The following is a 26,043-nucleotide window of genomic DNA, read 5'->3' as shown; positions in this document are numbered from 1 at the left end:
TCGCGCTCCGAGGTATTTTGAGCCAGATGAAGCGGGGGATCCCGACTTTGTCTGGTTCATAGTTATCCAGGGCAGGTGTGGCAGGGCAGAACCGCTGTTACCATATGGTTTTCCGGGCGCGCCCGTGCCATTCCGCATCATAATGTGCGCCACCTTCGTCGCCGCCGGATGCCTCGGCAAGCAGCTCGCCCACGGTTGGAAGCTGCGCGCTTTCATCCTCGCTGGTCCAGGTTCGAGCCCGCATCAAAGCGCGCGCGCATTGGCTGTAAATTTCGCTGATCTCAATCAGAATAACGGTCGCCGGGCGTTTGCCGTGTTTTTCAAACCGGGCGCGTAGCTCTTCGTCAGCCGTGAGTTTTGCGGTTCCGTTCAATCGAATGACTGTGTTCGATCCGGGCACGAAAAACATCAATGAAACACGTGGGTCGCGCACGATGTTCCGCAGGGAATCCAAACGGTTGTTGCCACGCCAATCTGGCATGGCCAGTGTTCGCGGGTCCAATTCCAGCACAACCGGGCCATTATCGCCACGCGGGCTGCCGTCCACGCCTTCTGGACCGACGGTACTGAGCACACAAAGGCGCGATGCCATAATCCATTTGCGATACAATGGTGTCAGATGACGAACGACCTTACGCAAAGATGGTGCGCCGGGTTTCCCATAGTGGGTTTCCAGCGTTGCAATGTCGTCAATGGTGTCCATCAGGATCAAACCCCACTTCGCGCATCAGTTCATTCGAGCGTGTTTCAATCACATCTTCCAATCGACCAAGAAAATCGTCGCGCTCAACCCCGGGTTCAATTGGCTCAAGAAAATCCACGATCGCGAGGCCGGGTTTGCGCATGACCCCGGTCCGGGGCCAAAACACTCCGGCATTTGTAGCCACTGGCACACAGGGAACTCCGAGACCTTCATAAAGAACGGCTGTACCGATCTTGTACGGTTTCTTAACCCCTGGTGCGACGCGCGTGCCTTGAGGGTAGATCACCAGTTGCCCAGGTTCTGAAAACTCTTTCGCCACGTCCTTTACCATCTTCGCAACCGCTGCGCCGCGCTTGCCGCGATTGACCGGAATACAGCCAAGCCGACGGGCATACATTCCGATGACCGGTGTAAACAGGAGTTCACGCTTCATGATGAACTTCCCATGGGGAATAGCGCTGAAGATCATGATGATATCAAGGAACGACTGATGCTTGGCACCCACGACCACTTCATTGGTTGGCGCGGTACCCCGAACCTCACACCGAATACCCACCATCCAACGGGCCAGCCACATAGTGCTGTGTGCGTACGTTTTACACGCCCTCAGAGCCCCGCGTTTCGAGAACAGGGCGTAAGGCAGAAATACAATGCCAAGGATCAGCATCCAGGCGTAGATCACGATCATGAAGACCAAAGAGCGCACCCACTGAACGGCTTTGAACATCAGGAAAGTTCCTTCAACTTGCGTCGGGCCGCAGCCCAGGTGGCGAAAAAGGCGACAGCCGCGCCAAGAATGGGGATGAGAATGGGCAGCACCCAATCGGTGCCCTGAAAGCCCACCCCGCTCAGAAAGCCGCCGGCATCCGAGGCTTCGGGCAGCAACAAAACGCCCGTCATACCCAGCAAGGTCCCAACAAAGGCACCGAAAAAGGCGCGATAGGTAAAGCGCCGGACAAAAGCCCCGGCGATAAATCTGTCGCGCGCGCCAACCAGACGCAACACCTCGATGATCTGCGCATTGGCCGCCAGAGACGCATTTGCCGCAAGCGTGATCATGGCAGCGGTCGCCCCCCCGATCAGCAGGATCGAGATCCACCCCAAACGCCGTAGCGACATAGCCGCCTCGACAAGAGGTTCACGCCATCGCGTATGATCATCCAGCACCGCGCCCGGCACTTCGGCTCCCAGACGCAAACGCAGCCCCATAACATCCATTCCCGGTTCACCTTCGGTGATTTCGATGAGCTGCGGGATGGGCAAACTGTCCAAAGGCAGGTCCGGTCCGAACCACGGCGACAAAAGCGCGGCCTGTTCCTCGGCACTTAAGGCGCGAGCAGACGCGACGCCAGGTGTCTGGCTGAGCACCGACAAGGCTGCTTCAGTCTGCGCAGCAAGCTGCTCTGCGGGGGCATTGATCCTCAAGGTGGCCGCTCCCGCCAGTTCCGAGGCCCAACGGTCGGCGATCCGGCCAGACGCAAGCGCCAACGCCAGTGCAAACACCACCAGAAATGCCATCGCCCCGGCAACAAACAAAGTCAGATGAGCGGTGTATCCGGTTGGCGGAACGACACGGTTCGCCCGCGAATCGCCACGCAGCAGGGTGTTTACCTCAGCTCTGGTCATAGGTCGGCCCCCGCCAGATGCAGCTTGCGCTGAGAGATGCGCAATACGCGTGCCTGAACCTGGCTTTTGGCCGCGCGGATCAGGCTCATGTCATGGGTTGCAATCAAGACCGTCTTGCCCATGCGGTTCAACTCGATCAGCAGGCGTAGCAGACGTTGGGACATTTCCCAATCCACATTGCCCGTGGGCTCGTCCGCCAAGACAACATCAGGCGACAGGATGACAGCGCGGGCCAAGGCAGCGCGCTGACGTTCGCCTCCGGACAATTCAGGCGGGTGTGCTTCGAGCCGCGCGCCAAGCCCCACCCAACTGAGCAATTCGTTCAGATTGTCCTGTTCTGACGTTTCAGATCGCCCGGACACCATCAGCGGCAAAGCCACGTTTTCCGCAAGCGTCATATGGTCCAAGAACTGACAATCCTGATGTACGACACCGACACGACGACGCAGCACAGCCAGTTGATCCCGGTCAAGTGAGGAAATGTCCTGATCAAATACGCTCAGACGCCCCGAGGTTGGCAGCAGGGCCCCATAACACAGTTTCAGCAGCGTTGTTTTGCCCGCCCCGGACGGGCCGGTCAGAAAGTGAAACGATCCCGGCTGCAATTGAACCGAGACGTCGCTCAGCAATTCGCCGCCACCGTAGGTGTAGCTGACATTTTCCAGCTCGATCACACGTGCCCCCTTTATTTGCCGCTCTTCTTGCCCGAGCAGGGTGGCGGATTCAATGGCTCTACCGAGTCCAATTGGTGACACTTGGCCCATGAAACCGAAAACGCCCTTTGCTGACGGGTCTTAACGGAATATCATCCCTGAAAAAACTATTATCGGCCCATCGCCCGGCCGGGGAGGCAGCATGCGTCTTACATGTCCGAATTGCGGTGCGCAGTACGAAGTTCCTGACGAGGTTATCCCCGAGGAAGGTCGTGACGTGCAGTGTTCCAACTGCGATCAGACCTGGTTTCAGCCGAAGCACCCTGAAGGATCTGTAACCGCGCCAGTCGAAGACGCCGAAGCGCCGGAACAGGAACAGGAACAGGAACAGGTTGAAGCGGCGGATCAGCCGACAGAAGAGCCTGAGACCACAGAAGCGGTCACCTCTGACGTTGCGGACACTTCGGCATCTACGGGCAACGTCGATCCGTCAGTCGCCAATATCCTTAAAGAAGAAGCCGAGCGCGAGGCAGAGTTGCGTGCGCAGGAAGGCAGCAACCTGGAAAGCCAGCCCGATTTGGGATTGGATCAACCGCCAGAGCCCAAGGTCAAGCCCAAGCGACCAGCCGCCTCGGAGACCGCTGTTGACGCTGGTCAAAAAGATGCGCTTCCGGATGTCGAGGCGATCAATTCCAGTATGCGCTCGGATGAGACAGAAGACGCAGGACCCGCCCCGCGCAAATCAGGCGGATTCCTGCGCGGATTTGCGCTAATGCTGATCATCGGTGTGGTTCTGTATCTGATCTACGGCAACGCGCAGCAGATCGGTGAAGCCGTGCCTCAGGCGGACCCACTGCTCAGCTCGTATGTGTCGCTGGTAGATCAGGCACGGATCTGGCTTGAAGCTCAGGCCGGTGCTCAGAACTGAAGTTAAAACCGCTCCAACAGACGCTTGAGGTATTCCAGCTCAATCTCGGGGCGGTCAGTTTCTCCGGTCCGGCGGCGGATTTCATCCAGTAACTCGCGCGCCCGGCGATAAACGTCTTCGCCCTGCAGCAGGTTTTCGTCGGTTGAGATCGAACCACCGGCCCCCGGATTACGGCCCAGAGGATCGCGATTGTTGGCTTGCGCCTCGCCTTCCTGTGTACCCTGTCCCGGCTGGTTTTGCTGGTTCTGGGCCATGGCCTCTCCCAATGAGCGCATCCCCTCGCGCAGCGCTTCCATGGCTTCGGACTGACGATCGATGGCTTCGGCCAGATCGTCTCCGCGCAGGGCCTGTTCCGCCTCGTCCATGGCGCGACCGGCGCGGCCAAGTGCATCCCGGGCCGCGTCACCCTCAGGTGTACCGGCACCCGGCAAATTCTGTTGCTGGCGGTTCAACTCATTGCGCAGGGCCTGCTGACGGTCCGCCAGTGATCCTTGACCCTGCTCGCCCTCTCCCGCCTGATCCGAGCCTTGGCCCTGACCACCCTGGCCTTCGTGGCTTTGCCCCCGGCCAAGCCCGCCATTGCGGCCTTCATTGCCTTGGCTTTCACCGGATTGCGCACCGGGGTTGAACTGTTCTTGCAAGTCGCGGAACGCCTGATCGCTCAGACCTTGCTGTTCGCGCAGGGTTTCAGCCAGACCTTCCATCGCCTGCTGCCCTTCGGATTGTTGACCTTGCCCCTGGCCTTGGGTCACGCGCATGTTTTCCATCATCTGCTGGAACTCTTCCAGCGCCTGCTGGGCCTCGGCCATACGGCCTTGTTCCATCAATTCCTGAATGCGGTCCATCATGCGCTGCAAGTCATCCTGCGTCATCTGAAGGGATTCACCGCTCTGTCCGGGCTGGTTTTCGCCTTCCTGACCATTCTGCTGAGCAAGACGTTGTAGCTGCTGCAGGTAATCCTGCGTCGCTTCGCGCAATTCCTGCATCAGCTCGGCGATTTCTTCGTCGCTGGCCCCGTTTTGCATCGCTTCGGTCAAACGCTCTTGTGCGCGCCGCATACGTTCCAATGCGTCCGCCAAGGTGCCATCCTCGATCAACACGGCAAGCTCCCACAGGGCTTGCGCGATCTCTTCCTGCTGCTCCGGGTTCAGCGCTCCGTAGGTCTGGAAGGCTTCCAGCCGCCGTAAGGCCACCCGCAAGCGCAGGTAAGCAGTGTCCGACCGGAACAAATCCTCTGGCAGGTGAGAGACAGCCCGCAACAGCTGCGCCACGCGCGGTGCGTTGGACCGCGACCAGAGAAGATCACGCCGCTGTTCGATCACCGCTGCCGCCAGCGGGTCAAAGAATCGACGGGCTGGCAAGGCAGTCATAAAAGGCTCGGACGTCGACTGCTGATCTGCCGCATCCACGGCCATCAATGTGATCTTCACTGGCAGATGGGCCCAGGGGTGCTGTGAAAAATCTTCGATCAGATCTTCGCTGAAATCCGCACGGTCACCGGTGATCGGCATTGGCAATTCGATCTCAATCACCTCTCGCGGCTCAGGCTTGATCGTCAGGCCATGACGGCGATCCACCGCCGCCAGATCCAATTCGATCCGGGCTGATCCCGAGACTACGCCATAATCGTCGCTGGCGACATAGGGCAGCTTCATTTGCCCGCCCGCCTCGGCTTTGGCAGATCCGGCAACGGCGATCTTTGGTGTTGCATCGTCGATGACCTGCACGGCCCATTCGCGGCCTGCAGGGCCATCAATGCGCATTTGGCCTGAACGTTCAGCCACGAACTCCTGTTCGGGATCGATTGCAGCCTCAGTCCCCAAGGTCGAACTGTTCTCGGTCAGGCTATGTGCGCCGACCTCACCATACATCCGCAAGGTAATGCGGCTGCCTTTCGGGACTGACAGCTCTGTATCGGCTTGATCCGCAAGATACAGCGTTGGCAGGCCGGTGTATCTTGGGGGTTCAACCCAACCTTCCCATGTCGGGCCTTGCCCCGCATTTGCGGTTCCGGGCGCCATATCGGCCACCGAACCTACGCGCCACAAAGAGCCAAACAGAACCGCCACCACAAACGCCAACAGCGCTGCATAGCGCAGCGCGTAAGGATCACGCGACGCCAACCGCAGGTCAGGTTTGGCGGGTGCAGCAGTTGCGGCGCGCTGCGCCATCCGGTGTTTGTGGGCCTGCCACAGTGCGACCGAGTCCTGATCTGTGGACCCAATCGCCTGATCATCCATCAAGGCCTGGATCGGACGACCGGGCAGCGTCTCATCCAACCGCATGAGCGCATCCGCACGAGACGGTAGGCTAACTCTTCTCAACCCCCAAACACCCGCCAAAACGATCGCAATCAACGACAGCGCGCCCGCGCCCCAAACGACCTCAACGGCAAATTGGTCTTGCAGACCCAGCATAAGCGCCGCAAGCAGGGCCATCAGGATCGAGAACAGCGGCCAGAACGCACGCAATACCTGTTCAGCCACCATGCCCATGTGGGTCAACCACAAGGACAGGCGCGGAATGGGCAGGTTTGATCTGTTGGTCACGGCGGGCCTCCGGGGTTGGGCCCGCGCGGTTATCGCATCAGAGCCACGAAGGTATGGTATCGCGGTTTATGATTTCGTCAAAGCTTGGCCGTTCACGAATGACTGCAAATTGATCACCATTGACCAAAACTTCGGGGATCAGGGGGCGGGTGTTGTATTCGCTGGCCATAACCGCTCCATAAGCGCCTGCGCTGCGGAAGGCGATCAGATCCCCTGATTTCAAAGGCGGCATATTGCGCTGCTTGGCAAAGGTATCCCCCGATTCGCACACGGGGCCCACGATGTCATAGGGTTGCTGTTCAACCCCGGCCGCCGGTTCCTGTACCGCAACGATGTCGTGATGCGCCTCGTACATCGCCGGGCGGATCAGATCGTTCATGGCCCCGTCCAGGATCAGGAAATCCCGACCTTCGCCAGACTTCACGTAAATCACCTTGCTGACCATCAACCCGGCATTGCCCGCGATCAGGCGGCCCGGTTCTATCTCGATCTCACAATCTAGATGTCCGAGTGTCTTCTTGATCAGGGCGCCATATTCCACCGGCAACGGCGGCGCGTCATTCGAGCGGGTATAGGGGATGCCCAACCCGCCCCCAAGATCGAGGCGGCGGATGTTGTGACCTTCAGCGCGCAACTGTTCGGTCAGTTCAGCAACCTTGGAATAGGCCAACTCGAACGGCTCAAGTTCGGTCAATTGCGAGCCGATATGGACGTCGATGCCGATCACCTCCAGCCCCGGCAAGTTGTCAGCATGTGCATAAACCTCGGACGCGCGTGCAATCGGAATGCCAAACTTGTTCTCGGACTTGCCGGTCGCGATCTTGGCGTGGGTCTTGGCATCCACGTCAGGGTTCACCCGAACAGTGATCGGCGCAACAACGCCCAGCTCTAGTGCGACCGCGTTGATCACGTCCATCTCTGGCTCGGATTCGACGTTGAACTGGCGGATTCCACCTGTCAGCGCGGTGCGAATCTCGTCGGCCGTTTTGCCAACACCCGAAAAGACGATCTTGTCGCCTGGAACGCCTGCGGCTTTGGCGCGCAAATACTCCCCGCCCGAGACCACATCCATACCTGCACCGGCTTGCGCCAGGGTCTTCAAAATGGCCTGGTTGCTGGCCGCTTTCATCGCGTAGCAGACCAGATGATCAGTGCCGTCCAGCGCGTCATCAAACAGCTTGAAGTGCCGCTGTAGTGTCGCCGTCGAATAGACGTAAAAAGGGGTTCCGACCGCTGCAGCGATTTCGGAAACAGGGACATCCTCGGCGAAAAGCGCGCCGTCGCGGTAGAGAAAATGATCCATACCCGCGCGCTTAGACCAGAAGGCAACTGCGGATCAATGGATTCCGCACTCAGCGTCCTTGTTAATTTGAGGTGGAAACACCCACACGGCCATAGCCAGAGATTGAAATGCCGCTGCCAGATTGCTTGGGTTCTGCCGAAGGTTCGGGGCGTCGCGCGGATGAGGGTTCACATGCCGCCAGCGCCGCAAATGCCAAAATCAGTCCAACTGTTCTCATGTCAGTGTCTTTTCGTTGAGAGGATCAGCGCGTTTTTGCACGCGCCCTAATTGGGGTATTGGACCCGAGTGTACAACGCAAAAGGGTTCAGAACCCCAGATAAATACCCAACGGCCCACGGCTAAGGCCAACACCCCCTGCAACATAGGTCCCGCTGGTACCAACCCCAATCGTCGCGCTGGCCGTTGGTTGAACTGCTGTGGGCTGCGACGGCTCACCATCGGCCCCGCATCCGGCCAGTATCAGGCCGGATACCACGATCGCCACCACACGAACAGCTGTCATCACACCATCGCCTTCCATCGTTCGATCTGGGCACGCACCTGATCAGGGGCCGTGCCGCCGTAAGACTGGCGCGAGTTTACCGAGTTTTGCACGGTAAGAACAGAATAGACGTCATCGGTGATATCTGCGTGAACCGATTGCATATCCTCCAGCGTCAGATCAGGCAGATCGCAGCCTTTGCTTTCGGCCATGGCCACCAGCGACCCGGTTACATGGTGCGCATCTCGGAATGGCAGGCCCAGAACCCTTACCAACCAGTCAGCCAGATCGGTGGCGGTCGAGAAACCGGACCCCGCAGCCGCTGCCAGGCTGTCCCTGTTGGCGGTCAAATCCTTCACCATGCCTTCCATCGCAGCCAGCGCCAGCATCCAGTTATCGGCAGCGTCAAAGACCTGTTCTTTGTCTTCCTGCATGTCCTTGGAATAGGCCAGCGGCAGGCCCTTCATTACCATCATCAGCGCCGTGTTGGCCCCAAAGATACGCCCGACCTTGGCGCGGATCAGCTCGGCCGCGTCAGGGTTCTTCTTCTGCGGCATGATCGACGAGCCAGTCGAGAAGCGGTCGGATAGCGTCACAAAACGAAACTGAGCAGACGACCAGATCACAAGCTCCTCGGCAAAACGAGACAGGTGGACGGCGCAGATCGACGCGGTCGAAAGGAACTCCAAGGCAAAGTCGCGGTCGCTGACAGCATCCAACGAGTTTGCGGCAGGGCGGTCGAAGCCCAGCGCCTCGGCCGTCATGTGGCGGTCAATGGGGAACGACGTTCCGGCCAGTGCCGCAGCACCCAGCGGAGATTCATTCATGCGCGCACGGGCGTCGCGAACGCGGGACAAGTCACGGCCAAACATCTCGACATAGGCCATCATATGGTGGCCCCATGTCACCGGCTGCGCGGTTTGCAGGTGCGTGAAACCGGGCATCACCCAATCGGCCCCGGCCTGGGCCTGCGCCAAAAGCGCGCGGATCAGGGCCGAAAGGCCCGATTCGGCCGCGTCAAATTGATCCCGTACCCAAAGTTTGAAATCGGTCGCCACCTGGTCATTGCGCGAACGGCCTGTGTGCAAACGGCCAGCGGGCTCACCAATCACCTCTTTCAGGCGCGCCTCGACATTCATGTGAATGTCTTCCAGTGCGGTCGAAAACTGAAATTCACCGTTCTGGATTTCTGACAAAACGGTGAGCAGCCCTTCCCGAATAGCCTCGGCGTCACTATCACTTATGACGCCTGTGGCAGCCAGCATGGCGGCATGGGCGCGCGAGCCTGCGATGTCCTGGGCTGCCATCCGCTGATCGAACCCGATCGAGGCATTGATTGCCTCCATGATCGCGTCTGGACCGGCGGCAAAGCGGCCGCCCCACATCTGGTTCGAGGATTGATCGGTCATGTAAGAAAACCCGGAGTTGATATGCGCCTATTTCGTCTGATCCCCCTTTATATGGCCCTTGCGCTGGGTGCAAACGCCGCTTTGGCGACCGATGCGGAAACGCTTGCCCCCCTGCGGGAAAACAGCCTGAAACGCCTGATCCTGCACAAGGAACCGAAACCCGCCAAATCCATCGAATTCCAGTTGGAAGATGATGGCGGTGTCGGTACGCTTGCGGACTACGAGGGCAAGTATGTGCTGCTGAACTTCTGGGCCACATGGTGCGCGCCGTGCCGCAAGGAAATGCCTCAGATCGCGGAGCTTCAGGAAGAGTTCGGAGGCGACAAGTTTCAGGTCCTGACACTGGCCACCGGTCGCAACTCTCCTGCCGGGATCACCAAGTTCTTTGAAGAAAATGGCATCGAAAACCTCCCGCGTCATCAGGACCCAAGCTCGGCTGCTGCACGGGAATTCGGCGTGATCGCGCTGCCCATTACAGTCATCCTGGACCCTGAAGGTCAGGAAATTGCCCGCCTGATTGGCGATGCTGAATGGAATTCGGACAGCGCCAAAGCAATTATTTCGACGCTTGTGGAAGCCAATAGCTGACGCCTGCGCAGCTTTCCCCTGTTTGTGCTACACTTAAACCGGCCCAAATGGGTCGGTTTTCGTTTGTAACCTTGTGGGAAGGAGGCTGCGATGAAACCGGTGGTTCTTTTGATTGGGAAGCTGCCAAACGTGATCGGCGATGTGGCCAGACAACTGGATCACTTGCCGATTCAATGGCTGGGCGCGCATGACACCGACGAAGTTCGAAAGCAGTTGGATGCCGAACCTCGGATCACCTGCGCCATTTTGGGGGCAGGTCTGGATGACACGATTCGCGGAGAGATGGTTGGCATCATTGCCGCCCGTCGTCCGGATATCTGCATTCACCTCAAGGATCGGGCATCAGGCCCTGATGGGCTGGTGCCCTTTGTCCAACGTGTTGTTCAGTACGAAGTTCTGGAACGTCTGGAACGTACCTGACGCAACGCCACCTTTGACAGCCCCAACGCGTCTTTGCAGGGTGTCCGCAGGAGGATGGGATGCCGTTGGAAATACTATTGGTTCTGGTGGTCGGAGGAATCGCCGGAATCACTTTGCTTTTGCATCTGACGGGCCGCTCAGAACCTTTTGTGCTGACACCCGAAACCGCACGCGCGCAATGGCTGCGGCATGCACCCGACGACACCATCATTGATGTCACGATCTCGAATGACCGCCACGCGGCACTGGTGCGTACCGAAACCGGCGCAGGGCTGCTGTGGTCCTTCGGTGCCGACACTGTGGCCCGGCACTTGCTGGATTTCGATTGGATCGAACACCCCGAAGGCTTTGAAATCCAGTTTCACGACTTCGGCACCCCCGGCACTCTTATCCACCTGGACGAAATAGAGCGCGCCCACTGGCGTCACCTGATGGAGCCCGAATGACCGACCAGATCAGTTTCCCCGATGCCGTTCAGTGGGCGGTTCCCTTTTTTGTGGCCGCGATTTTGGCGGAATTTTTGTGGATCGCCGTCAAAGGCAAAGGCGGGAGATACGAAACGCGTGATGCAGTAACCTCGCTCATCATGGGCGCAGGTAATATCGCGTCCGGGTTTCTGCTGGGCTTCATTGCGTATGGCTTTTTCATGTGGCTGTGGCAGATCACACCGCTGGATCTCGGCACGTCGATCCCGGTGATCATTCTGTGCTTTGTGCTGGACGATTTCCGTTATTACTGGGTGCACCGTTTTGGCCACCGCATCCGCTGGGTTTGGGCAAACCACGTCAATCACCACAGCTCACAGCATTACAACCTGACCACCGCTTTGCGGCAGCCGTGGACTTATACTTTCACGCTGATGATGGTCGTGCGCGCGCCATTGATCCTGATCGGGTTCCATCCGGCCATGGTTCTGTTTGTCGGTGGATTGAACCTGATCTATCAGTTCTGGATTCACACCGAGGCCATCGGAAAGATGCCCCGCTGGTTCGAGGCCGTTATGAACACCCCCAGTCACCACCGCGCCCATCACGGCCGGAATGCACGCTATCTGGATTGCAATTATGCAGGCGTCTTCATCATCTGGGACAAGATGTTCGGGACCTTTGTCCCAGAGCAGGAAAACGACCGTGTCGATTTCGGACTGGTTCACAATATCGGCACATTCAACCCGCTGCGCGTGGCCTTTCACGAATGGGTCGGCATCTGGCGTGACGCGACCCAGCCCGGTCTGACACTACGTCAACGGCTTGGGTATTGCTTTGCCCCGCCGGGATACAGCCACGATGGCAGCCGCGACAGCTCGGAACAGATCAAAGCCAAACACCTGGTCCGTCATCCGGAAGATCGCGGAACGCCCGGGTTTGAGCGTTTCGACGAAAAACTGCCCACTGGACAGGCAGAGCAGGTCTGACACCAGCGAGCGCACACCCTTCGCTCTTGAAATTCAGGCTTTGGGGGCCATATCGAAACTCATCTGTAATCAAAGAGTGAACGAGGGTCGGAATGAACCGTTTGGCAGTCCTTTCAACCTATGTCGGTTTGTCTGGCCTTTTGCTCGCGATGATTACAGCGTTGAACAGCACTGCACCGGCATGGATCGCTTTGGGCTTTGCTTTGATGGTTACAGGCGTAGTAGGAGCGGTGCTGAGTGCGGCTTCGTCCCTTGCCCGCGCCTGGAGCATCTCTCGATAAATCCTGAATCTACTGGCTCCTTAACCGCAGATTCATCTGTTTACCTCGAAACTGTGTCGAAACACCTGCCCCGGACATACCGTCTGTCACGGGCTGATGGGAATCGGCGCTATGGGAAACAAGAAACACACGAATTTGCCCGATGGGTCAGAAAGCCCGCTGAACGCTGCGGTGTCGACACGTGATCGTTCGATTGTTCAGATGGCAACCGAAGCGGTGAAGCACAAACAGTGCAAGCTGGCATTTCAACCGGTCGTGCAAGCAAACGCCCCCAATAGTGTTGCGTTTTATGAAGGGTTCATTCGTGTGCTGGACGAAACAGGGCGGGTTATTCCCGCACGCGAGTTCATGCCGCAACTCGAAAACACCCCGATTGGCCGGGATCTGGATTGCGTTGCGCTGGAATTTGGGTTGCGCACACTGGTGAGAAACCCCGGGATTAGGCTTTCGATCAACATGTCCGCCCGCTCGATCGGGTATTCCAGGTGGTCGGCGACCCTGGATCGGTTCTTAAAGCGTGACGCCGCACTGGGCGAACGGCTAATCCTTGAAATTTCGGAAAGTTCGGCCATGCAAGTGCCGGAACTGGTCATCGATTTCATGGACCGCTTGCAGGATCGCGGCATTGCCTTTGCATTAGACGATTTCGGTGCCAGTAATTTTTGCTTTCGCCATTTTCGCGAGTTCTTGTTCGATGCCGCCAAGATTGATGGGCAGTTTGTCAGGGGGATCAGCAACAATCCCGACAATCAGACACTGGTGCGCGCTCTGATCGCTGTCGCCCGTGAATTTGAAATTCTGATCACCGCCGAATCGGTTGAAACACAGGACGACGCCGCGTTTTTGACGTCCAGCGGCGTGGATTGCCTGCAAGGCTACCTGTTTGGCGCGCCAAGTGTCGCTGCCCCCTGGAGACAGGAAAGCGTTTCAAAAACAGGAAGTTGACCTTTGGTCAGTCGGCAAAAATCGTGCATTTTCAACGCTGAGACAAGCTGTCCGTTGCTGCAAGTGCAGCATTACGCTATTGCATGAGTACTTGAGCGGGGAACACGGGGCGCTCTTGTTTCGGGGGGCTCCTCTCGACCTGCGCCGTCAGAACTTCCGCTGGCCCATGACGGTAAAGGACTGATCATATGACCAACGTAGTAATCGCATCCGCCGCACGTACAGGTGTCGGCAGCTTCAGTGGTTCGTTTGCGAACACCCCAGCACATGATCTGGGCGCCGCCGTCCTGGAAGCTGTTGTCGAACGTGCCGGCGTGGACAAAGGCGAGGTTAGCGAAACCATCATGGGTCAGGTTCTGACAGCCGCCCAAGGACAGAACCCTGCACGCCAGGCGCACATCAATGCCGGTTTGCCGCAGGAAAGCGCAGCCTGGGGCATCAACCAAGTGTGTGGATCGGGTCTGCGCGCTGTCGCGCTGGGTGCCCAGCATATCCAGTTGGGTGACGCTGAGATCGTTGCCGCAGGTGGCCAGGAAAACATGACCCTTTCACCCCACGCCGCCGCTTTGCGTGCAGGCCACAAGATGGGTGACATGAAGTACATCGACACCATGATCCGCGACGGTCTGTGGGACGCCTTCAACGGCTATCACATGGGTCAAACGGCCGAGAACGTTGCCGAAAAATGGCAGATCAGCCGCGACATGCAGGATGAATTTGCTGTTGCTTCACAGAATAAGGCCGAAGCCGCCCAGAAGGCAGGCAAGTTCGCGGATGAGATCGTGCCCTTCACCATCAAGACCCGCAAGGGCGATATCGTGATGGACAAGGACGAATACATCCGCCACGGCGCAACCATGGAAGCCATGGCCAAACTGCGCCCAGCCTTCACCAAGGATGGTTCGGTTACTGCGGCGAACGCTTCCGGCCTGAATGACGGCGCGGCGGCGACCCTGCTGATGTCCGCTGAAAATGCCGAGAAACGTGGGATTGAGCCTTTGGCCCGCATCGCGTCCTACGCAACCGCCGGTCTGGACCCGTCGATCATGGGTGTCGGTCCGATCTACGCCTCGCGCAAGGCGCTGGAAAAGGCGGGCTGGTCGGTTGACGATCTGGATTTGGTTGAGGCCAACGAAGCCTTTGCTGCGCAAGCCTGCGCCGTGAACAAGGACATGGGCTGGGATCCGTCGATCGTAAACGTCAACGGCGGCGCTATCGCCATTGGCCACCCGATCGGCGCGTCGGGCTGCCGTGTCCTGAACACGCTTCTGTTCGAAATGAAGCGCCGGGATGCCAAGAAGGGTCTGGCGACCCTCTGCATCGGTGGCGGCATGGGTGTCGCGCTGTGTGTGGAGCGCGACTAAGTGCACTGAAACCCAAATATCAAAGGGCGTCCGTCGGACGCCCTTTTTTGTTACAAAAGGCTCATACCCCTTGGATGCGACGATATTGCCACCCGAAAAAATCAGATCCACGACGAAACAATATTGCGCACGATCACCTCTCAGAGTAACAGCATTACCAAGACGACTAAAATTGAAGGAGTCATAAATGGCACGTACAGCACTCGTCACCGGCGGTTCCCGCGGCATTGGCGCAGCAATTTCCAAGGCGCTCAAAGCCGAAGGATACAATGTTGCCGCCACCTATGCAGGCAATGACGAAGCCGCCGCGAAATTCACCGAAGAAACAGGTATCAAGACCTATAAGTGGAACGTCGCTGATTATGACGAATCCAAAGCAGGCATCGAAAAAGTCGAAGCCGAGGTTGGCCCCATCGACATCGTTGTCGCCAACGCGGGTATCACGCGTGACGCACCGTTTCACAAAATGACGCCCGATCAGTGGAAAGACGTGATCGACACCAACCTGACCGGCGTGTTCAACACCGTGCACCCCGTCTGGCCTGGCATGCGCGAGCGCAAGTTTGGTCGCGTGATCGTCATCAGCTCGATCAACGGCCAGAAGGGTCAGTTCGCACAAGTGAACTATGCTGCAACAAAAGCAGGTGATCTGGGCATCGTGAAATCGTTGGCGCAAGAAGGTGCGCGGGCTGGCATCACAGCAAACGCGATCTGCCCCGGCTACATTGCAACCGAAATGGTTATGGCGGTGCCCGAGAAAGTGCGCGAATCCATCATCGGCCAGATCCCGGCCGGTCGCCTGGGTGAACCCGAGGAAATCGCACGTTGCGTGGCGTTCCTGGCCTCGGACGATTCGCAGTTCATCAATGGCTCGACCATCTCGGCCAACGGTGCGCAGTTCTTCGTCTGATCCATTGATCAGAAGAAAAAAAGGGCCGGTCCTTTTGGACCGGCCCTTTTTTATCCCGTAAGATCGCGCGCGCTGCGATCAGCGGGAACCGAAAATACGTTTCCAAAACTGCCAAACCACACGGCTGCGTTCTTGGTGAGCGCGCAGGATCGCCATCTGGGCGGCGGGATTTGTCGTCATCTCGATCATGGCCGTCTCCTATTCAAATCAGTTTTGTTTGACCTGAGATGAATATGAGGGTTACGTGGTAAAGCTACAAACGAGCTTTCTTGGGTGTTCAGTTAAGATTTACTTCACTATGAGCGACTATCTTCCCCCGCTTACCGCGCTCCGTGCGTTTGACGCCGCGGCCCGGCATATGTCTTTCGCAAAAGCCGCGGCGGAGCTGCATGTGACGCCAGCGGCCCTGTCCTTTCAGATCAAGTCGCTTGAGGAACATCTGGGCCGACCGTTGTTTCGCCGCCTGAATCGGGCCGTAGAGCTGACAGAGGCCGGGCGCGCTCTGGCACCTGGTGCTGCCGAAGGCTTTGCTACATTGCAAGCCGCTTGGCGCGCCGTGCGCAGGCAGGAAGATGACACCAGCCTGACTGTGACCGCCGGTCCCGCACTAACAGCCAAATGGCTGGCACCGCGGCTTTACGAGTTTGCCCGCGCACACCCTGAGATCGATCTGAAGTTCTCGGCCACTCTGCGCAATATGGACCTTGAGCGGGACGATGTGGATGTCGCCATCCGCTTTGGCAATTCCGCTGACGAAGGGCTGTATTCCGTCCCTGTGCGAAAGGAATGGCTGACCCCGGTCATGACACCGGAACTGGCAGAACAATTCGACACTCCGGAAAGCTTGCGGCACGCCCCGTTGATCCATGACGATTCGATCAATTTCCTGACCCCGCCCTGCGACTGGCCCGCTTGGTTCCGTGCAGTAGGGATCGATTTCACCCCGACCCATGGCGCGCATTTTTCAAATGCCGATCACGCGATTGATGCCGCCGTCGCAGGAGTTGGCGTGGCGCTTGGACGACGCGCCATGATTCTCAAGGACTTGACCGAAGGCCGTTTGGTCGCCCCGTTCAAGGTGGCTTTGGAAACACAGGGGCGTTTCCGGTTTCTTTGTCTTCCAGGGGCCGAGAAGAAACCTCAGATCGCGGCGTTTCGCGATTGGTTCCTGACCGAGATTGAAAAAACCGCGCATATATCGGATGAGTTCAAGATCATACCGATTGAAGAGGTTTCCAACCGATGACCAAAATGCGCGCAACTGCCATCGGTTTTGTGGCCGTCTTGCTTTGGGCTTTGCTGGCTTTGTTCACGGTCGGCTCTGCTCCCACGCCGCCCCTATTGCTGAACACAATCTGTTTTACGATTGGTGGCACGCTTGGATTGATCTGGGCCGCTGCCACGGGCGGGTTGAGCAGTTTGAAACGCGTTCCCTGGACCACCTACTTGTTTGGAGCCTTGGGTCTGTTCGGGTATCACGCCCTTTACTTTTCCGCCCTGCGCATGGCCCCAGCTGCCGAGGCTGGGCTGATCGCCTATCTCTGGCCTTTGCTCATCGTGCTCATGTCGGGATTGCTGCCGGGCGAACATCTACGTGTTGGGCATATGATCGGGGCCTGTCTTGGATTTGCAGGGGCCGCCGTAATTATCGCGGGTGGCGGCGGTGCAGGCTTTCAGGCCCAACACTTGCCCGGATATGCACTTGCGTTGCTCTGCGCTCTGACATGGTCAGGCTATTCCGTTCTGTCCCGCAAGCTGGGCGACACGCCCACCAGTTCGGTCGCAGTGTTTTGCCTAGCAGCCGCGCTGGCATCTGGCCTGCTGCATGTGGCTTTGGAAGACACAGTGTTTCCGGTAACGCCCCTTGGCTGGGCCTCGGTTCTGGCGCTTGGCCTTGGGCCTGTCGGGCTTGCATTCTATGTGTGGGACATCGGGGTCAAGCAAGGCGACATTCAAATGCTGGGAACCTCGTCTTACGCGGCCCCTTTGTTGTCAACGCTGGCTTTGGTTGTGGCCGGGATCGCCGCCCCATCCTGGGGGCTTGCGATCGCGGCCTTGTTGATCACCGGCGGGGCCCTGATCGCGGCCCGCGCCAGCCTGAAATCTTAGGCAGACAGGCGTTCGATCTCTTCCTTCAGTTTAAGCTTTTGTTTCTTCAACTGAGCAATATGGAGATCATCAATGCCCGGCGAGCGTTGGGCTTGTTCCACTTCGAGACCGAGAGATTCGTGCTTTTTCTTCAGTTCCGTCAGATGTGCGCTCACGCTCATTGCGATCCTCCTTGTTTACGTGTCTATAGTTCACGTAAGAAGTTGACCACATCGTTTCCACCCTGTCACGCTGCACAAGCACAGAATCTGTAATAAATCCGACAAAATCGGCTGGTCATTGCCGATTGACGTCAGAACCGGGGCAATGGGGCGGCTTGCCGAAGCACCGCAGAAACCTGCTCGGTATAGCTTTCACCATCCATTTCATGGCGTTCACCCTTGTGCAGAATCAAAGGTGCGTGGAGGCGAAATGCCGCACGACCGCCTTTGCGCGCCCGTAAAATCACCAGTTCGGCCTCACGACCTGTACGTGCACTAAGAGGCAACACTTCAACCGACCCCAGCCTGCCCGTGCAGGCCACTATCATATCCGGCAGGCGATCTGCCTTTTGGATCATATGCAGATACCCTTGCGGAGCCAGACGTTTGGCCGCCACTGAAATCCAGTCCTGCAAAGGTGTGTCTTCTCCCAACGCGATGCTGCGGCCGGTGTCGTTGGCGCGACTATGTGCTCCGGCGCGGTAATAGGGGGGATTGGCAATGACGTGATCGAACTGACGCTGCCGAATGGCTGTTGGCAAAGCTGTCAGGTCTGCTTCGACCAAATCCAGATCTACACCGTTCATTTCTGCGTTCCGACGCGCCAAATCTGCATAGGCGGGCTGTAACTCGACCCCGGTCAGCTTCAGACCCGGCACCCGAGCGGACAGGCACAGAATAGCGGCCCCCGCGCCACAGCCCAGCTCTAACACCGACTGGCCGGTCCGGGCAGGCACTGACGCGGCCAGAAAAACGGGGTCTACGCCAGCGCGATAACCGGCTTCGGGTTGCAGCAGTCGAACCCGGCCACCCAGGAAATTGTTACGGGTCAGTTCTTTGTCTTCAAAGCGGGTCATCGGCCCAGCGGAATCTCGTTATCGCGCATCACACGTTCGGCGCGAGTCAGATCTTCGGACCGCACCATCAGGCGGCGCGGAAAGATTCCGATACCACCTTCGAGGATGCTCATATTTACGTCCATCTGAAAGCAGTCTATATCCTCGCCTTCAAGAAGAGCGGATGCAAAGGCCAGGATTGTCGGATCGGTACTGCGCAATAGTTCTTTCATGGGGATGGATGTAAGGGCAAGGCGAGGCGGAAGTCGAGCCTTGTATCAGGAGTGTGATGACCGTCGACATGATTTCAAAACCGCATGAGCGCCTCGCCGAATTGTTGGCGGGCGAGATGGAGGCCGTGAACGGCCTGATCCGCACGCGGATGGCGTCGGACCATGCGCCACGAATCCCAGAGGTGACACAACATCTTGTGGAAGCGGGCGGAAAGCGACTGCGTCCGATGCTGACATTGGCGGCGGCGCGCTTGTTTGGGTATACCGGTGATCACCATGTGCGGCTTGCGGCCACGGTCGAATTTATCCATACCGCGACGCTGCTGCATGACGATGTGGTAGACGAAAGCGCCCAACGGCGCGGTCGTCCCACTGCAAATTTGCTGTGGGACAACAAATCCAGCGTTCTGGTCGGCGATTACCTGTTTTCACGCAGCTTCCAGCTGATGGTCGAAACCGGCTCGCTGCGGGTGCTGGACATTCTGGCCAACGCCTCGGCCACGATTGCCGAAGGCGAAGTGCTGCAGATGACAGCAGCTACCGATCTGCGTACGGATGAGAGCGTCTATCTGCAGGTCGTTCGCGGCAAGACAGCCGCCCTGTTTTCCGCCGCAACCGAAGTGGGTGGTGTGATCGCTGGCGCTTCGGAAGAACAAGTTAAAGCTCTGTTCGATTACGGCGATTCATTGGGGATTGCCTTCCAGATCGCAGACGACCTGCTGGACTATCAGGGCGACAGCAAAGCAACCGGAAAGAACGTGGGCGATGATTTCCGCGAGCGCAAGCTGACCCTACCGGTGATCAAAGCCGTGGCCCAAGCAACACCGGACGAGCGCGCATTCTGGGAGCGGACGATTGAAAAAGGCCGTCAACAGGAGGGCGATCTGGATCATGCGCTGCGCTTGATGGGCAAATACGCCACGCTGGAAGAGACCCGGCAGGACGCCTTGGGTTGGGCGAACAAGGCCAAGGCGTCGCTGGATGTGTTGCCGGATCACGAAATTCGCAGCCTGCTGCGTGAACTGGCAGACTACGTGGTCTCGCGTCTCAATTAAGCTGAGTGGCGCGGCACCACCAATCAGGATGCGCTGCGCCGATCTCATAGGCTGCGAAATGCGCGTCTTTCATCGTCGGATACAGCGCAAAGCAGGTTGACCCTGACCCCGACATACGCGCGATGAGGGCGCGATTTGTCGTTTGCAGTGTGTCCAGAACCTGTTCAATCTTGTGCGCAGCGCCCGTGGCGGGCACTTCCAAATCGTTACGCTGATCGCTTAGCCACAAGGCGCAGTCGGTGGCGTTTTGAAACTCAGGGATATGCTCAGGCATCCGCGGATTGTCTCTGCTGGCCAGTGCCTTGAAAACGGCCCCAGTTGGCACATGCACATTCGGGTTGACCAACAACGCGGGCAAGGGCGGAAGGTTTACAGCACCCAGTTGATCACCAATGCCCTGCATTCTGATCGCTCGGCCTTCCTGACAGACGGGCACATCTGCCCCAAGTGACAGGGGCAGGTCCGGCGGAGCGTCATAACCCTGCCCAGCCAAAGCCCCAAGCGTGGCCGCAGCATCTGACGAGCCGCCCCCAATGCCCGCTCCGTGGGGCAAGGACTTGCTGAGATCGATATGCCCGGTCCAACCCACACCTTCGGCAGCTTTCCACACCAGATTGCGGCTGTCCGCGGGGACGCCATCGGCAAACTCGCCGCGTACATCCATGGACAATGCGGGGCCGGGTTTGAACGTCAGTTGATCGCCCAAATCAGCAAAAACCACCAATGAATCCAACAGGTGATAGCCATCTGTCCGGCGGCCGGTCACATGTAGGGTCAGGTTGATCTTGGCTGGCGCAAACGCCTTAATTTCCATTAGCGACCTTCAAAGGCTCTGCACCTTCTTCGGCCAAAACGGCATCCAGCCCAACTTCGATCTTGCGGCGAATGCGCTCTGGGTCGGCTTCACCATCCATATCCTCGGGATCAATGAAGGACAGCGCCCGTTTCCACTGGAATTCAGCCTCGCGCGCACGGCCTACGGCCCAGTAGACATCGCCAAGATGGTCGTTCACCACCGGATCGACAGGCATCAGCTCAACAGCGCGCTCCATCTGTTCGACCGCTTCGTCATAACGACCCAGACGGAACAGGACCCAGCCCAAGCTGTCGACGATGTAGCCACTGTCCGGGCGGGCCGCGACGGCACGCTGGATCATGTCCAGCGCCTCGTCCAATTTCTCTTTACGCTCGACAAGCGAATAGCCCAGATAGTTCAGAACCTGCGGCTGATCAGGGTTCAGCTCAAGTGCTCGTCGGAAGTCAGCTTCGGCCTGATCCCACTGTTTCAGCCGCTCATGGCTGATGCCACGGGCATAGTGCAAGAACCAGTTGCCGCCTGCTGCGTTGTCCGTCAGCCCGATTGCCGTGTCATAAGACGTCACTGCCGCCTGATAGTTTTCCTGACGTCGCTGCAGATCGGCCAAAGCCACGTGCACACCCGGAAGGTCAGGGTCTTGTGCTGCAAGGTTTTGCAAAACCTCAACGGCGGCATCGGTTTTGCCTGAGCGGTCCAGAACCTCGGCCCGACCCAACTCGGCCGCGTGATGATCGTTGCTGTCCGCAGGGACCATACGATAGGCCGCAACCGCCAGATCATATTGCTCCAGTTGATCCAGAAGATCGGCGCTCAACAGAATGGCATCCACGTGGTCAGGGCGTAGAAAACTGGCCAATCGTGTATAGAGCAGAACGTAGTCCGGCGACGCCTCAGAGTTCAGCGCGGCACCAACGGTAAAGAAAATCTCGGCCATGCCATCCCGCGCCGAGCGGGCATGGGTGAAGGGGAGTGTTTCACCCGCCTCCAGCTGGCTGGTGTAGGTTTCGATGGTCGGGTCGCTACCAGCAACAAATACGTCCTCAAGAAACTGAAGGGCGTCTTCGTTCTGATCCAGCTGGGACAGCACTTCGGCTCGCGCCAAAGCCGCCCGACGCGTAAAACGCGCCACCGCACCGTCATTGTCTGCAAAGATGGCCTCGGCCCCTTCAAAATCGCCGATCGAGGCCAATGCCATGGCCTTGTGATACAACGCAAACTCTTTCAGGCCGTCTTGCGTGGCTACCGTATCGAACTGCTGCATCGCCTTGGTCATTTCACCCTGGCCCAAATGGGCCCAGGCGACCATCAACCCGTCCACCAGCGGTCCAACGCCCTGAGTTTCCGGATTGCGCGTTAAAAGGACGTCATACTTGCCATCTGCAACCAAATTGGCCGCAATCGCCATGCGCGCGGCCTGGCTGGGCAGGTTCGCTTCTTCGATCTGCTCAGCAACAGGTAAGGCACGTTCAATCTCGCCAAGCGCAAGGCGTGCCACCACAACGCTTTCCAAAAGCAACGGGTTCTGTGAATCGAACTTCAGCGCCTGTGCATAGTACCGCTCGGCAGCGGTATAATCACTTTCGTAAATTGCCTGCCGCCCGGCCAGATACGACCCTGCGCCCGAGTCTGAGAATGCCGGGACTGCGACCGACGACATGAGCAGCACGGACAGAGCCGCGCGACGAACCAGGGAAACCACCGAAATCCTGCCTTGCTATCGTTGACTGACAAACAAGCTAGGGCTTTGGCTGGCAAGAGGCAATGGCAGAGCCTTCACGACCCTGCCAGTGCCCAGTTTTTTGCTTACATGTTGGGATAGTTCGGACCGTCCCCACCCTGCGGCGTGGTCCAAGTGATGTTTTGGCTTGGGTCCTTGATGTCGCAGGTTTTGCAGTGCACGCAGTTTTGGAAGTTGATGACGAATCGCGGGCCCGCCGTTTCATCCTCGACCACCTCGTAAACGCCAGCCGGGCAATAGCGCTGCGCTGGTTCGTCAAACTTGGGCAGGTTGACCTTGACCGGCACTTCGGGGTCGGCCAGGCGCAGGTGGCAAGGCTGGCTTTCCTCGTGATTGGTCGCGGCGAAGGACACGTTGGTCAGGCGATCAAACGACAGCACACCGTCGGGCTTCGGGTAGTCGATGGGCTGGTGCTTGCTTGCATCTTCGGTCGAGTCTGCATCGTTTTTGCCGTGTCCGACCGTCCCGAACAGCGAGAAGCCCAGCGTGTTGGTCCACATGTCCAGACCGCCCAGCATCAGCGATGCGGTCAGACCCCATTTCGACCAGATTGGTTTTACGTTGCGGACCTTCTTCAAGTCGCTGCCGATGGGACCATCGCGCACTTCGGTCTCGTATGCGGCCAGCTCATCACCCGAACGCTCGGCCTTGATGGCGTCGAACGCGGCCTCTGCCGCAGCCTTACCTGACAGCATCGCGTTGTGGTTACCCTTGATGCGCGGCACGTTGACCATGCCCGCCGAGCAACCCAGAAGCGCCACACCCGGTGCCACCAGCTTAGGCATCGACTGATAGCCGCCCTCGGTGATCGCACGCGCACCATAGGCCACGCGCTTGCCGCCTTTCAGCAGGTCGGCCACCATTGGATGGTGCTTGAAGCGCTGGAATTCCATGTAGGGATACAGGTGCGGGTTCTTGTAGTTCAGGTGAACCACGAAACCGACATAGACCTGATTGTTTTCAAGATGATAGATGAACGACCCACCACCCGCATTGCTGCCCAGCGGCCAACCCATTGTGTGCGTGACCGAACCTTCTTTGTGCTTGGCCGGGTCGATCTCCCAGATCTCTTTCATGCCAACGCCGTATTTCTGCACTTCTTTGCCAGCTTGCAGATCGTATTTGGCAATAACTTCTTTGGACAGCGAGCCGCGCACGCCTTCCGACAGGAAGACATATTTACCATGCAGCTCCATGCCCGGCTCAGTGTTAGGCCCGTACGAGCCGTCAGCTTCCAGACCAAAGACACCGGCGACAACGCCTTTGACTTCGCCATTTTCGCCATAGACCAGTTCCGAACACGCCATGCCCGGGAAAATCTCAACGCCAAGCTCTTCTGCCTGTTCCGCCATCCAGCGGCAGACATTGCCCATCGAGACAATGTAGTTGCCGTGGTTGTTCATCAGCGGCGGCATCGGGAAGTTGGGGATACGCAGCTTGCCGGCTTCGCCCAGCATGTAAAAGTTATCTTCGTGCACAGGCACGTTCAGCGGCGCGCCCTTTTCTTTCCAATCGGGGATCAGAGCGTCCAGACCGCAGGGATCAAGCACCGCACCCGACAAGATATGCGCGCCAACTTCCGAGCCTTTTTCCAGAACAACAACGTTCAGGTCGGCATCCAGCTGTTTCAGACGGATGGCCGCCGACAGGCCCGCGGGGCCTGCACCCACGATCACCACGTCGTATTCCATCGCTTCGCGTTCAATCTCGGCCATCGCGGGCTCCTTAGCTAACTTTCCGAATTGGCGCTTTCTACATGCGGTCGGCGCAATTTTGTTTCACGGCTGATTACATGGTTGCAAAGACCTTGGTCAATCGAAACACGGCGTAACAATGCCGCTATTCGACACTTCAAGCCTCTGGTGTGTCCCCCATCAGATACCTGGGACCGCTACCATTGGATTTTACCCGGTCATCGGGGTTGTAAAGCGCACATTTTGGCAGGCTGAGACACCCACACCCGATGCACCCATCCAGATTGTCGCGCAACCGCGTCAGCGTATCGATTCGCTGATCCAGATGAGCGCGCAACTGCACGCTTATGGCCTTCCAATCCTGCGGCGTTGGGGTGCGGTTTCCAGGCAGACCCGACAGCACCTCGCGGATTTCGGGCAGGGTCAGACCAAATTGCTGCGCAATCATCACAAAGCTCAACCGTCGGATATCTGCGCGCTGATAGCGCCGCTGTCCGCCCGAGTTGCGCCATGGCGAGATCAAGCCCTGCGCCTCATAGTAACGGATAGCTGACACCGCCAGCCCGGTACGCCGGGCCAGTGCACCGATTGCCAGCCCTTCTGAAACAGCCATCACATCCTCAAAAAAATACCTTGACCTAAAGTTAGGTTTAGAAATTAGCTTGAGTCGGGACAAGCCTAAAAACAGGAGATCCCATGATGGCAACGCTTGAACACACCAACTTCACTGTCCGCGACCCGCAGGCTTCAGCCGCATGGATGGAGCAGGTCTTTGACTGGAAAACCCGCTGGGAAGGGCCGGCAACCTTGGGTGGCTACACTGTCCATGTGGGCAGTACGCATACATATCTGGCGCTGTATGCGCCGCAAGACCCCAAACCCCTGGCCAACAGCAGCTATGACGTTGTTGGCGGCCTCAATCATGTGGGCGTGTTGGTGGAAGATATCGATGCGACCGAAGCCAAAGTTCGAAAAGCAGGGTTTGAGCCTCATAACCACGCGGATTACGAACCGGGGCGCAGGTTTTACTTCCGTGACGATAACGGTATCGAATTCGAGGTTGTACAATATGATTGAGATGATGTGGCTTTGCACCCCTTCGCAGCGATGGCACAGATCCCGGCACCCTGATCATCGCCACAGACCGCAGCCAAAATCCACACGACGGCGCGAAGTCGCGAATTGATCGCTGCAACTGCTGTCCCCTCTTGCAATTCACGCAGTATTTGGGTCAGGTAACTGCCAACCCTACATTCGCCCCGACGCTTCCGTGCGGCGGGGCGACTCAATTTATACGTGGACGTAGAGAGTATGGAAAAGATCCCGATGACGCCTACGGGCAATGCCGCGCTTGCGGCTGAGCTGAAGAACCTCAAATCCGTTGAACGCCCGGCGATCATCGAAGCGATTGCTTCGGCACGCGAGTTGGGCGACCTGAAGGAAAACGCCGAGTATCACTCGGCCCGTGAAAAGCAGGGTTTCATCGAAGGTCGCATCAAAGAGCTGGAAGGCATTCTGTCGCTGGCCGACGTCATTGATCCGGCAAAGCTGTCTGGGGCAGTCAAGTTCGGCGCAAAGGTGACCCTGGTCGATGAAGACACTGATGAAGAGAAAACCTGGCAGATCGTTGGCGAGTACGAGGCCAATATTGAAGCCGGTCTGCTGAACATCAAATCCCCCATCGCCCGTGCCCTGATTGGCAAGGACGAAGGCGACAGTGTTGAAGTGCGCACCCCCGGCGGCGTGCGTTCTTATGAAATTCTGAGTATCGAGTACGCCTGACCGGA

The 26,043-nt window shown here is 58.1% G+C and carries 30 protein-coding genes; 14 read left to right on the top strand and 16 right to left on the bottom strand.

Annotated features, from left to right (window positions below; translation table 11 throughout):
* Positions 1–97: 97 nt before the first annotated feature.
* Genes GS646_RS01805 through GS646_RS01790 form a run of 4 tightly spaced genes read right to left on the bottom strand, consistent with a single transcriptional unit; the run spans position 98 to position 3,003 of the window.
* Positions 98–703, bottom strand: coding sequence for a pyridoxamine 5'-phosphate oxidase family protein (locus GS646_RS01805; protein ID WP_171183945.1), 606 nt, complete (start codon positions 701–703; stop codon positions 98–100).
* Positions 690–1,430, bottom strand: a complete 741-nt coding sequence (locus GS646_RS01800) for a 1-acyl-sn-glycerol-3-phosphate acyltransferase (protein WP_171183943.1) — start codon at positions 1,428–1,430, stop codon at positions 690–692. Before GS646_RS01800 ends, GS646_RS01805 begins: the two co-directional genes overlap by 14 nt.
* Positions 1,430–2,329, bottom strand: a complete 900-nt coding sequence (locus tag GS646_RS01795; protein WP_171183941.1) for an ABC transporter permease — start codon at positions 2,327–2,329, stop codon at positions 1,430–1,432. Before GS646_RS01795 ends, GS646_RS01800 begins: the two co-directional genes overlap by 1 nt.
* Positions 2,326–3,003 carry an ATP-binding cassette domain-containing protein gene (locus GS646_RS01790; RefSeq protein ID WP_171093705.1) on the bottom strand — a complete coding sequence of 226 codons (678 nt, stop codon included), beginning with the start codon at positions 3,001–3,003 and terminating at the stop codon, positions 2,326–2,328. Before GS646_RS01790 ends, GS646_RS01795 begins: the two co-directional genes overlap by 4 nt.
* Before the next feature lie 181 nt (positions 3,004–3,184).
* Here GS646_RS01790 and GS646_RS01785 point away from each other — a divergent pair, with 181 nt between their 5' ends.
* Entirely contained in the window at positions 3,185–3,910 is a 726-nt protein-coding gene (locus GS646_RS01785; RefSeq protein WP_171647392.1) for a zinc-ribbon domain-containing protein, read from the top strand.
* Positions 3,911–3,912: 2 nt separating this feature from the next.
* Here the strand turns inward: GS646_RS01785 and GS646_RS01780 are convergent, their stop codons facing one another.
* The 5 genes from GS646_RS01780 to argH all read right to left on the bottom strand — a co-directional run bounded on the left by GS646_RS01780 (position 3,913) and on the right by argH (position 9,652).
* Complete coding sequence (locus tag GS646_RS01780; protein WP_171647481.1) at positions 3,913–6,405, bottom strand: TIGR02302 family protein; 2,493 nt, start codon at positions 6,403–6,405, stop codon at positions 3,913–3,915.
* Between the two features lie 91 nt (positions 6,406–6,496).
* The gene (lysA, locus tag GS646_RS01775) at positions 6,497–7,762 is read right to left on the bottom strand and encodes a diaminopimelate decarboxylase (RefSeq protein WP_171647394.1); all 1,266 of its coding nucleotides are present in this window, start codon (positions 7,760–7,762) and stop codon (positions 6,497–6,499) included.
* Positions 7,763–7,823: 61 nt separating this feature from the next.
* On the bottom strand, positions 7,824–7,979 hold the full coding sequence (locus GS646_RS01770) for a hypothetical protein (protein WP_171093710.1): 156 nt from the start codon (positions 7,977–7,979) through the stop codon (positions 7,824–7,826).
* A gap of 87 nt (positions 7,980–8,066) precedes the next feature.
* On the bottom strand, positions 8,067–8,264 hold the full coding sequence (locus GS646_RS01765; protein WP_171093711.1) for an argininosuccinate lyase: 198 nt from the start codon (positions 8,262–8,264) through the stop codon (positions 8,067–8,069).
* Positions 8,264–9,652: an argininosuccinate lyase gene (gene argH, locus GS646_RS01760; RefSeq protein ID WP_171183934.1), complete on the bottom strand. Its 1,389-nt coding sequence runs from the start codon at positions 9,650–9,652 to the stop codon at positions 8,264–8,266. Before argH ends, GS646_RS01765 begins: the two co-directional genes overlap by 1 nt.
* 21 nt (positions 9,653–9,673) lie before the next feature.
* Here argH and GS646_RS01755 point away from each other — a divergent pair, with 21 nt between their 5' ends.
* From GS646_RS01755 to GS646_RS01710, 10 genes are all read left to right on the top strand, one after another.
* Positions 9,674–10,240 (top strand): TlpA disulfide reductase family protein, encoded by a 567-nt coding sequence (locus GS646_RS01755; protein WP_171093715.1) that lies wholly within the window; start codon positions 9,674–9,676, stop codon positions 10,238–10,240.
* Positions 10,241–10,330: 90 nt separating this feature from the next.
* Positions 10,331–10,660 carry a hypothetical protein gene (locus GS646_RS01750; RefSeq protein ID WP_171183931.1) on the top strand — a complete coding sequence of 110 codons (330 nt, stop codon included), beginning with the start codon at positions 10,331–10,333 and terminating at the stop codon, positions 10,658–10,660.
* A 59-nt stretch (positions 10,661–10,719) separates the two neighbouring features.
* Complete coding sequence (locus GS646_RS01745) at positions 10,720–11,106, top strand: hypothetical protein (protein WP_171093718.1); 387 nt, start codon at positions 10,720–10,722, stop codon at positions 11,104–11,106.
* Complete coding sequence (locus GS646_RS01740) at positions 11,103–12,074, top strand: sterol desaturase family protein (protein ID WP_171183929.1); 972 nt, start codon at positions 11,103–11,105, stop codon at positions 12,072–12,074. Before GS646_RS01745 ends, GS646_RS01740 begins: the two co-directional genes overlap by 4 nt.
* Positions 12,075–12,166: 92 nt before the next feature.
* The gene (locus GS646_RS01735) at positions 12,167–12,355 is read left to right on the top strand and encodes a hypothetical protein (RefSeq protein ID WP_171183927.1); all 189 of its coding nucleotides are present in this window, start codon (positions 12,167–12,169) and stop codon (positions 12,353–12,355) included.
* A 111-nt stretch (positions 12,356–12,466) separates the two neighbouring features.
* Positions 12,467–13,300: an EAL domain-containing protein gene (locus GS646_RS01730; protein WP_171647396.1), complete on the top strand. Its 834-nt coding sequence runs from the start codon at positions 12,467–12,469 to the stop codon at positions 13,298–13,300.
* 188 nt (positions 13,301–13,488) lie between these two features.
* Positions 13,489–14,664: an acetyl-CoA C-acetyltransferase gene (locus tag GS646_RS01725; protein WP_171093726.1), complete on the top strand. Its 1,176-nt coding sequence runs from the start codon at positions 13,489–13,491 to the stop codon at positions 14,662–14,664.
* A 187-nt stretch (positions 14,665–14,851) separates the two neighbouring features.
* Entirely contained in the window at positions 14,852–15,574 is a 723-nt protein-coding gene (gene phbB, locus GS646_RS01720; protein WP_171093728.1) for an acetoacetyl-CoA reductase, read from the top strand.
* A gap of 298 nt (positions 15,575–15,872) precedes the next feature.
* On the top strand, positions 15,873–16,820 hold the full coding sequence (locus GS646_RS01715) for a transcriptional regulator GcvA (RefSeq protein WP_171183922.1): 948 nt from the start codon (positions 15,873–15,875) through the stop codon (positions 16,818–16,820).
* Positions 16,817–17,683 (top strand): DMT family transporter, encoded by an 867-nt coding sequence (locus tag GS646_RS01710; protein WP_171183920.1) that lies wholly within the window; start codon positions 16,817–16,819, stop codon positions 17,681–17,683. Before GS646_RS01715 ends, GS646_RS01710 begins: the two co-directional genes overlap by 4 nt.
* On the opposite strand, the gene GS646_RS01705 is transcribed toward GS646_RS01710, so the two are convergent.
* The 3 genes from GS646_RS01705 to GS646_RS01695 form a co-directional block, all read right to left on the bottom strand.
* Positions 17,680–17,844 carry a YdcH family protein gene (locus GS646_RS01705; protein WP_083445267.1) on the bottom strand — a complete coding sequence of 55 codons (165 nt, stop codon included), beginning with the start codon at positions 17,842–17,844 and terminating at the stop codon, positions 17,680–17,682. The genes GS646_RS01710 and GS646_RS01705 overlap by 4 nt on opposite strands.
* A 131-nt stretch (positions 17,845–17,975) precedes the next feature.
* Positions 17,976–18,740 (bottom strand): tRNA1(Val) (adenine(37)-N6)-methyltransferase, encoded by a 765-nt coding sequence (locus GS646_RS01700; protein ID WP_171647398.1) that lies wholly within the window; start codon positions 18,738–18,740, stop codon positions 17,976–17,978.
* A complete protein-coding gene (locus GS646_RS01695; RefSeq protein ID WP_152456800.1) occupies positions 18,737–18,952 on the bottom strand; it encodes a DUF2007 domain-containing protein in 216 nt (71 codons plus the stop codon). The genes GS646_RS01700 and GS646_RS01695 overlap by 4 nt, the downstream gene beginning before the upstream one ends.
* A gap of 56 nt (positions 18,953–19,008) precedes the next feature.
* On the opposite strand from GS646_RS01695, the gene GS646_RS01690 reads away from it, so the two are divergent.
* A complete protein-coding gene (locus GS646_RS01690; RefSeq protein ID WP_171183916.1) occupies positions 19,009–20,007 on the top strand; it encodes a polyprenyl synthetase family protein in 999 nt (332 codons plus the stop codon).
* Here GS646_RS01690 and GS646_RS01685 read toward each other — a convergent pair.
* From GS646_RS01685 to soxR, 4 genes are all read right to left on the bottom strand, one after another.
* Complete coding sequence (locus GS646_RS01685) at positions 20,000–20,821, bottom strand: 4-(cytidine 5'-diphospho)-2-C-methyl-D-erythritol kinase (RefSeq protein ID WP_171183914.1); 822 nt, start codon at positions 20,819–20,821, stop codon at positions 20,000–20,002. The two genes, GS646_RS01690 and GS646_RS01685, sit on opposite strands and share 8 nt — an antisense overlap.
* Positions 20,811–22,481: a tetratricopeptide repeat protein gene (locus GS646_RS01680; protein WP_171184245.1), complete on the bottom strand. Its 1,671-nt coding sequence runs from the start codon at positions 22,479–22,481 to the stop codon at positions 20,811–20,813. The genes GS646_RS01685 and GS646_RS01680 overlap by 11 nt, the downstream gene beginning before the upstream one ends.
* A gap of 146 nt (positions 22,482–22,627) precedes the next feature.
* Positions 22,628–24,277, bottom strand: coding sequence for an electron transfer flavoprotein-ubiquinone oxidoreductase (locus GS646_RS01675; protein ID WP_171105493.1), 1,650 nt, complete (start codon positions 24,275–24,277; stop codon positions 22,628–22,630).
* A 136-nt stretch (positions 24,278–24,413) separates the two neighbouring features.
* Positions 24,414–24,869 (bottom strand): redox-sensitive transcriptional activator SoxR, encoded by a 456-nt coding sequence (soxR, locus tag GS646_RS01670; RefSeq protein ID WP_171647400.1) that lies wholly within the window; start codon positions 24,867–24,869, stop codon positions 24,414–24,416.
* Between the two features lie 83 nt (positions 24,870–24,952).
* Between soxR and GS646_RS01665 the strand changes: the two genes are divergently transcribed.
* Both GS646_RS01665 and greA read left to right on the top strand, forming a co-directional pair.
* Positions 24,953–25,333, top strand: a complete 381-nt coding sequence (locus GS646_RS01665) for a VOC family protein (protein ID WP_171183909.1) — start codon at positions 24,953–24,955, stop codon at positions 25,331–25,333.
* Positions 25,334–25,567: 234 nt separating this feature from the next.
* Positions 25,568–26,038: a transcription elongation factor GreA gene (gene greA / locus GS646_RS01660; protein ID WP_171093746.1), complete on the top strand. Its 471-nt coding sequence runs from the start codon at positions 25,568–25,570 to the stop codon at positions 26,036–26,038.
* Positions 26,039–26,043: the final 5 nt, after the last annotated feature.

It is taken from the genome of Ruegeria sp. HKCCD4315, assembly GCF_013112245.1.
Lineage (GTDB): Bacteria > Pseudomonadota > Alphaproteobacteria > Rhodobacterales > Rhodobacteraceae > Ruegeria.
The sequence above is the reverse complement of the archived record's forward strand: the minus strand, read 5'-3'. Positions and strand labels throughout refer to the sequence as shown.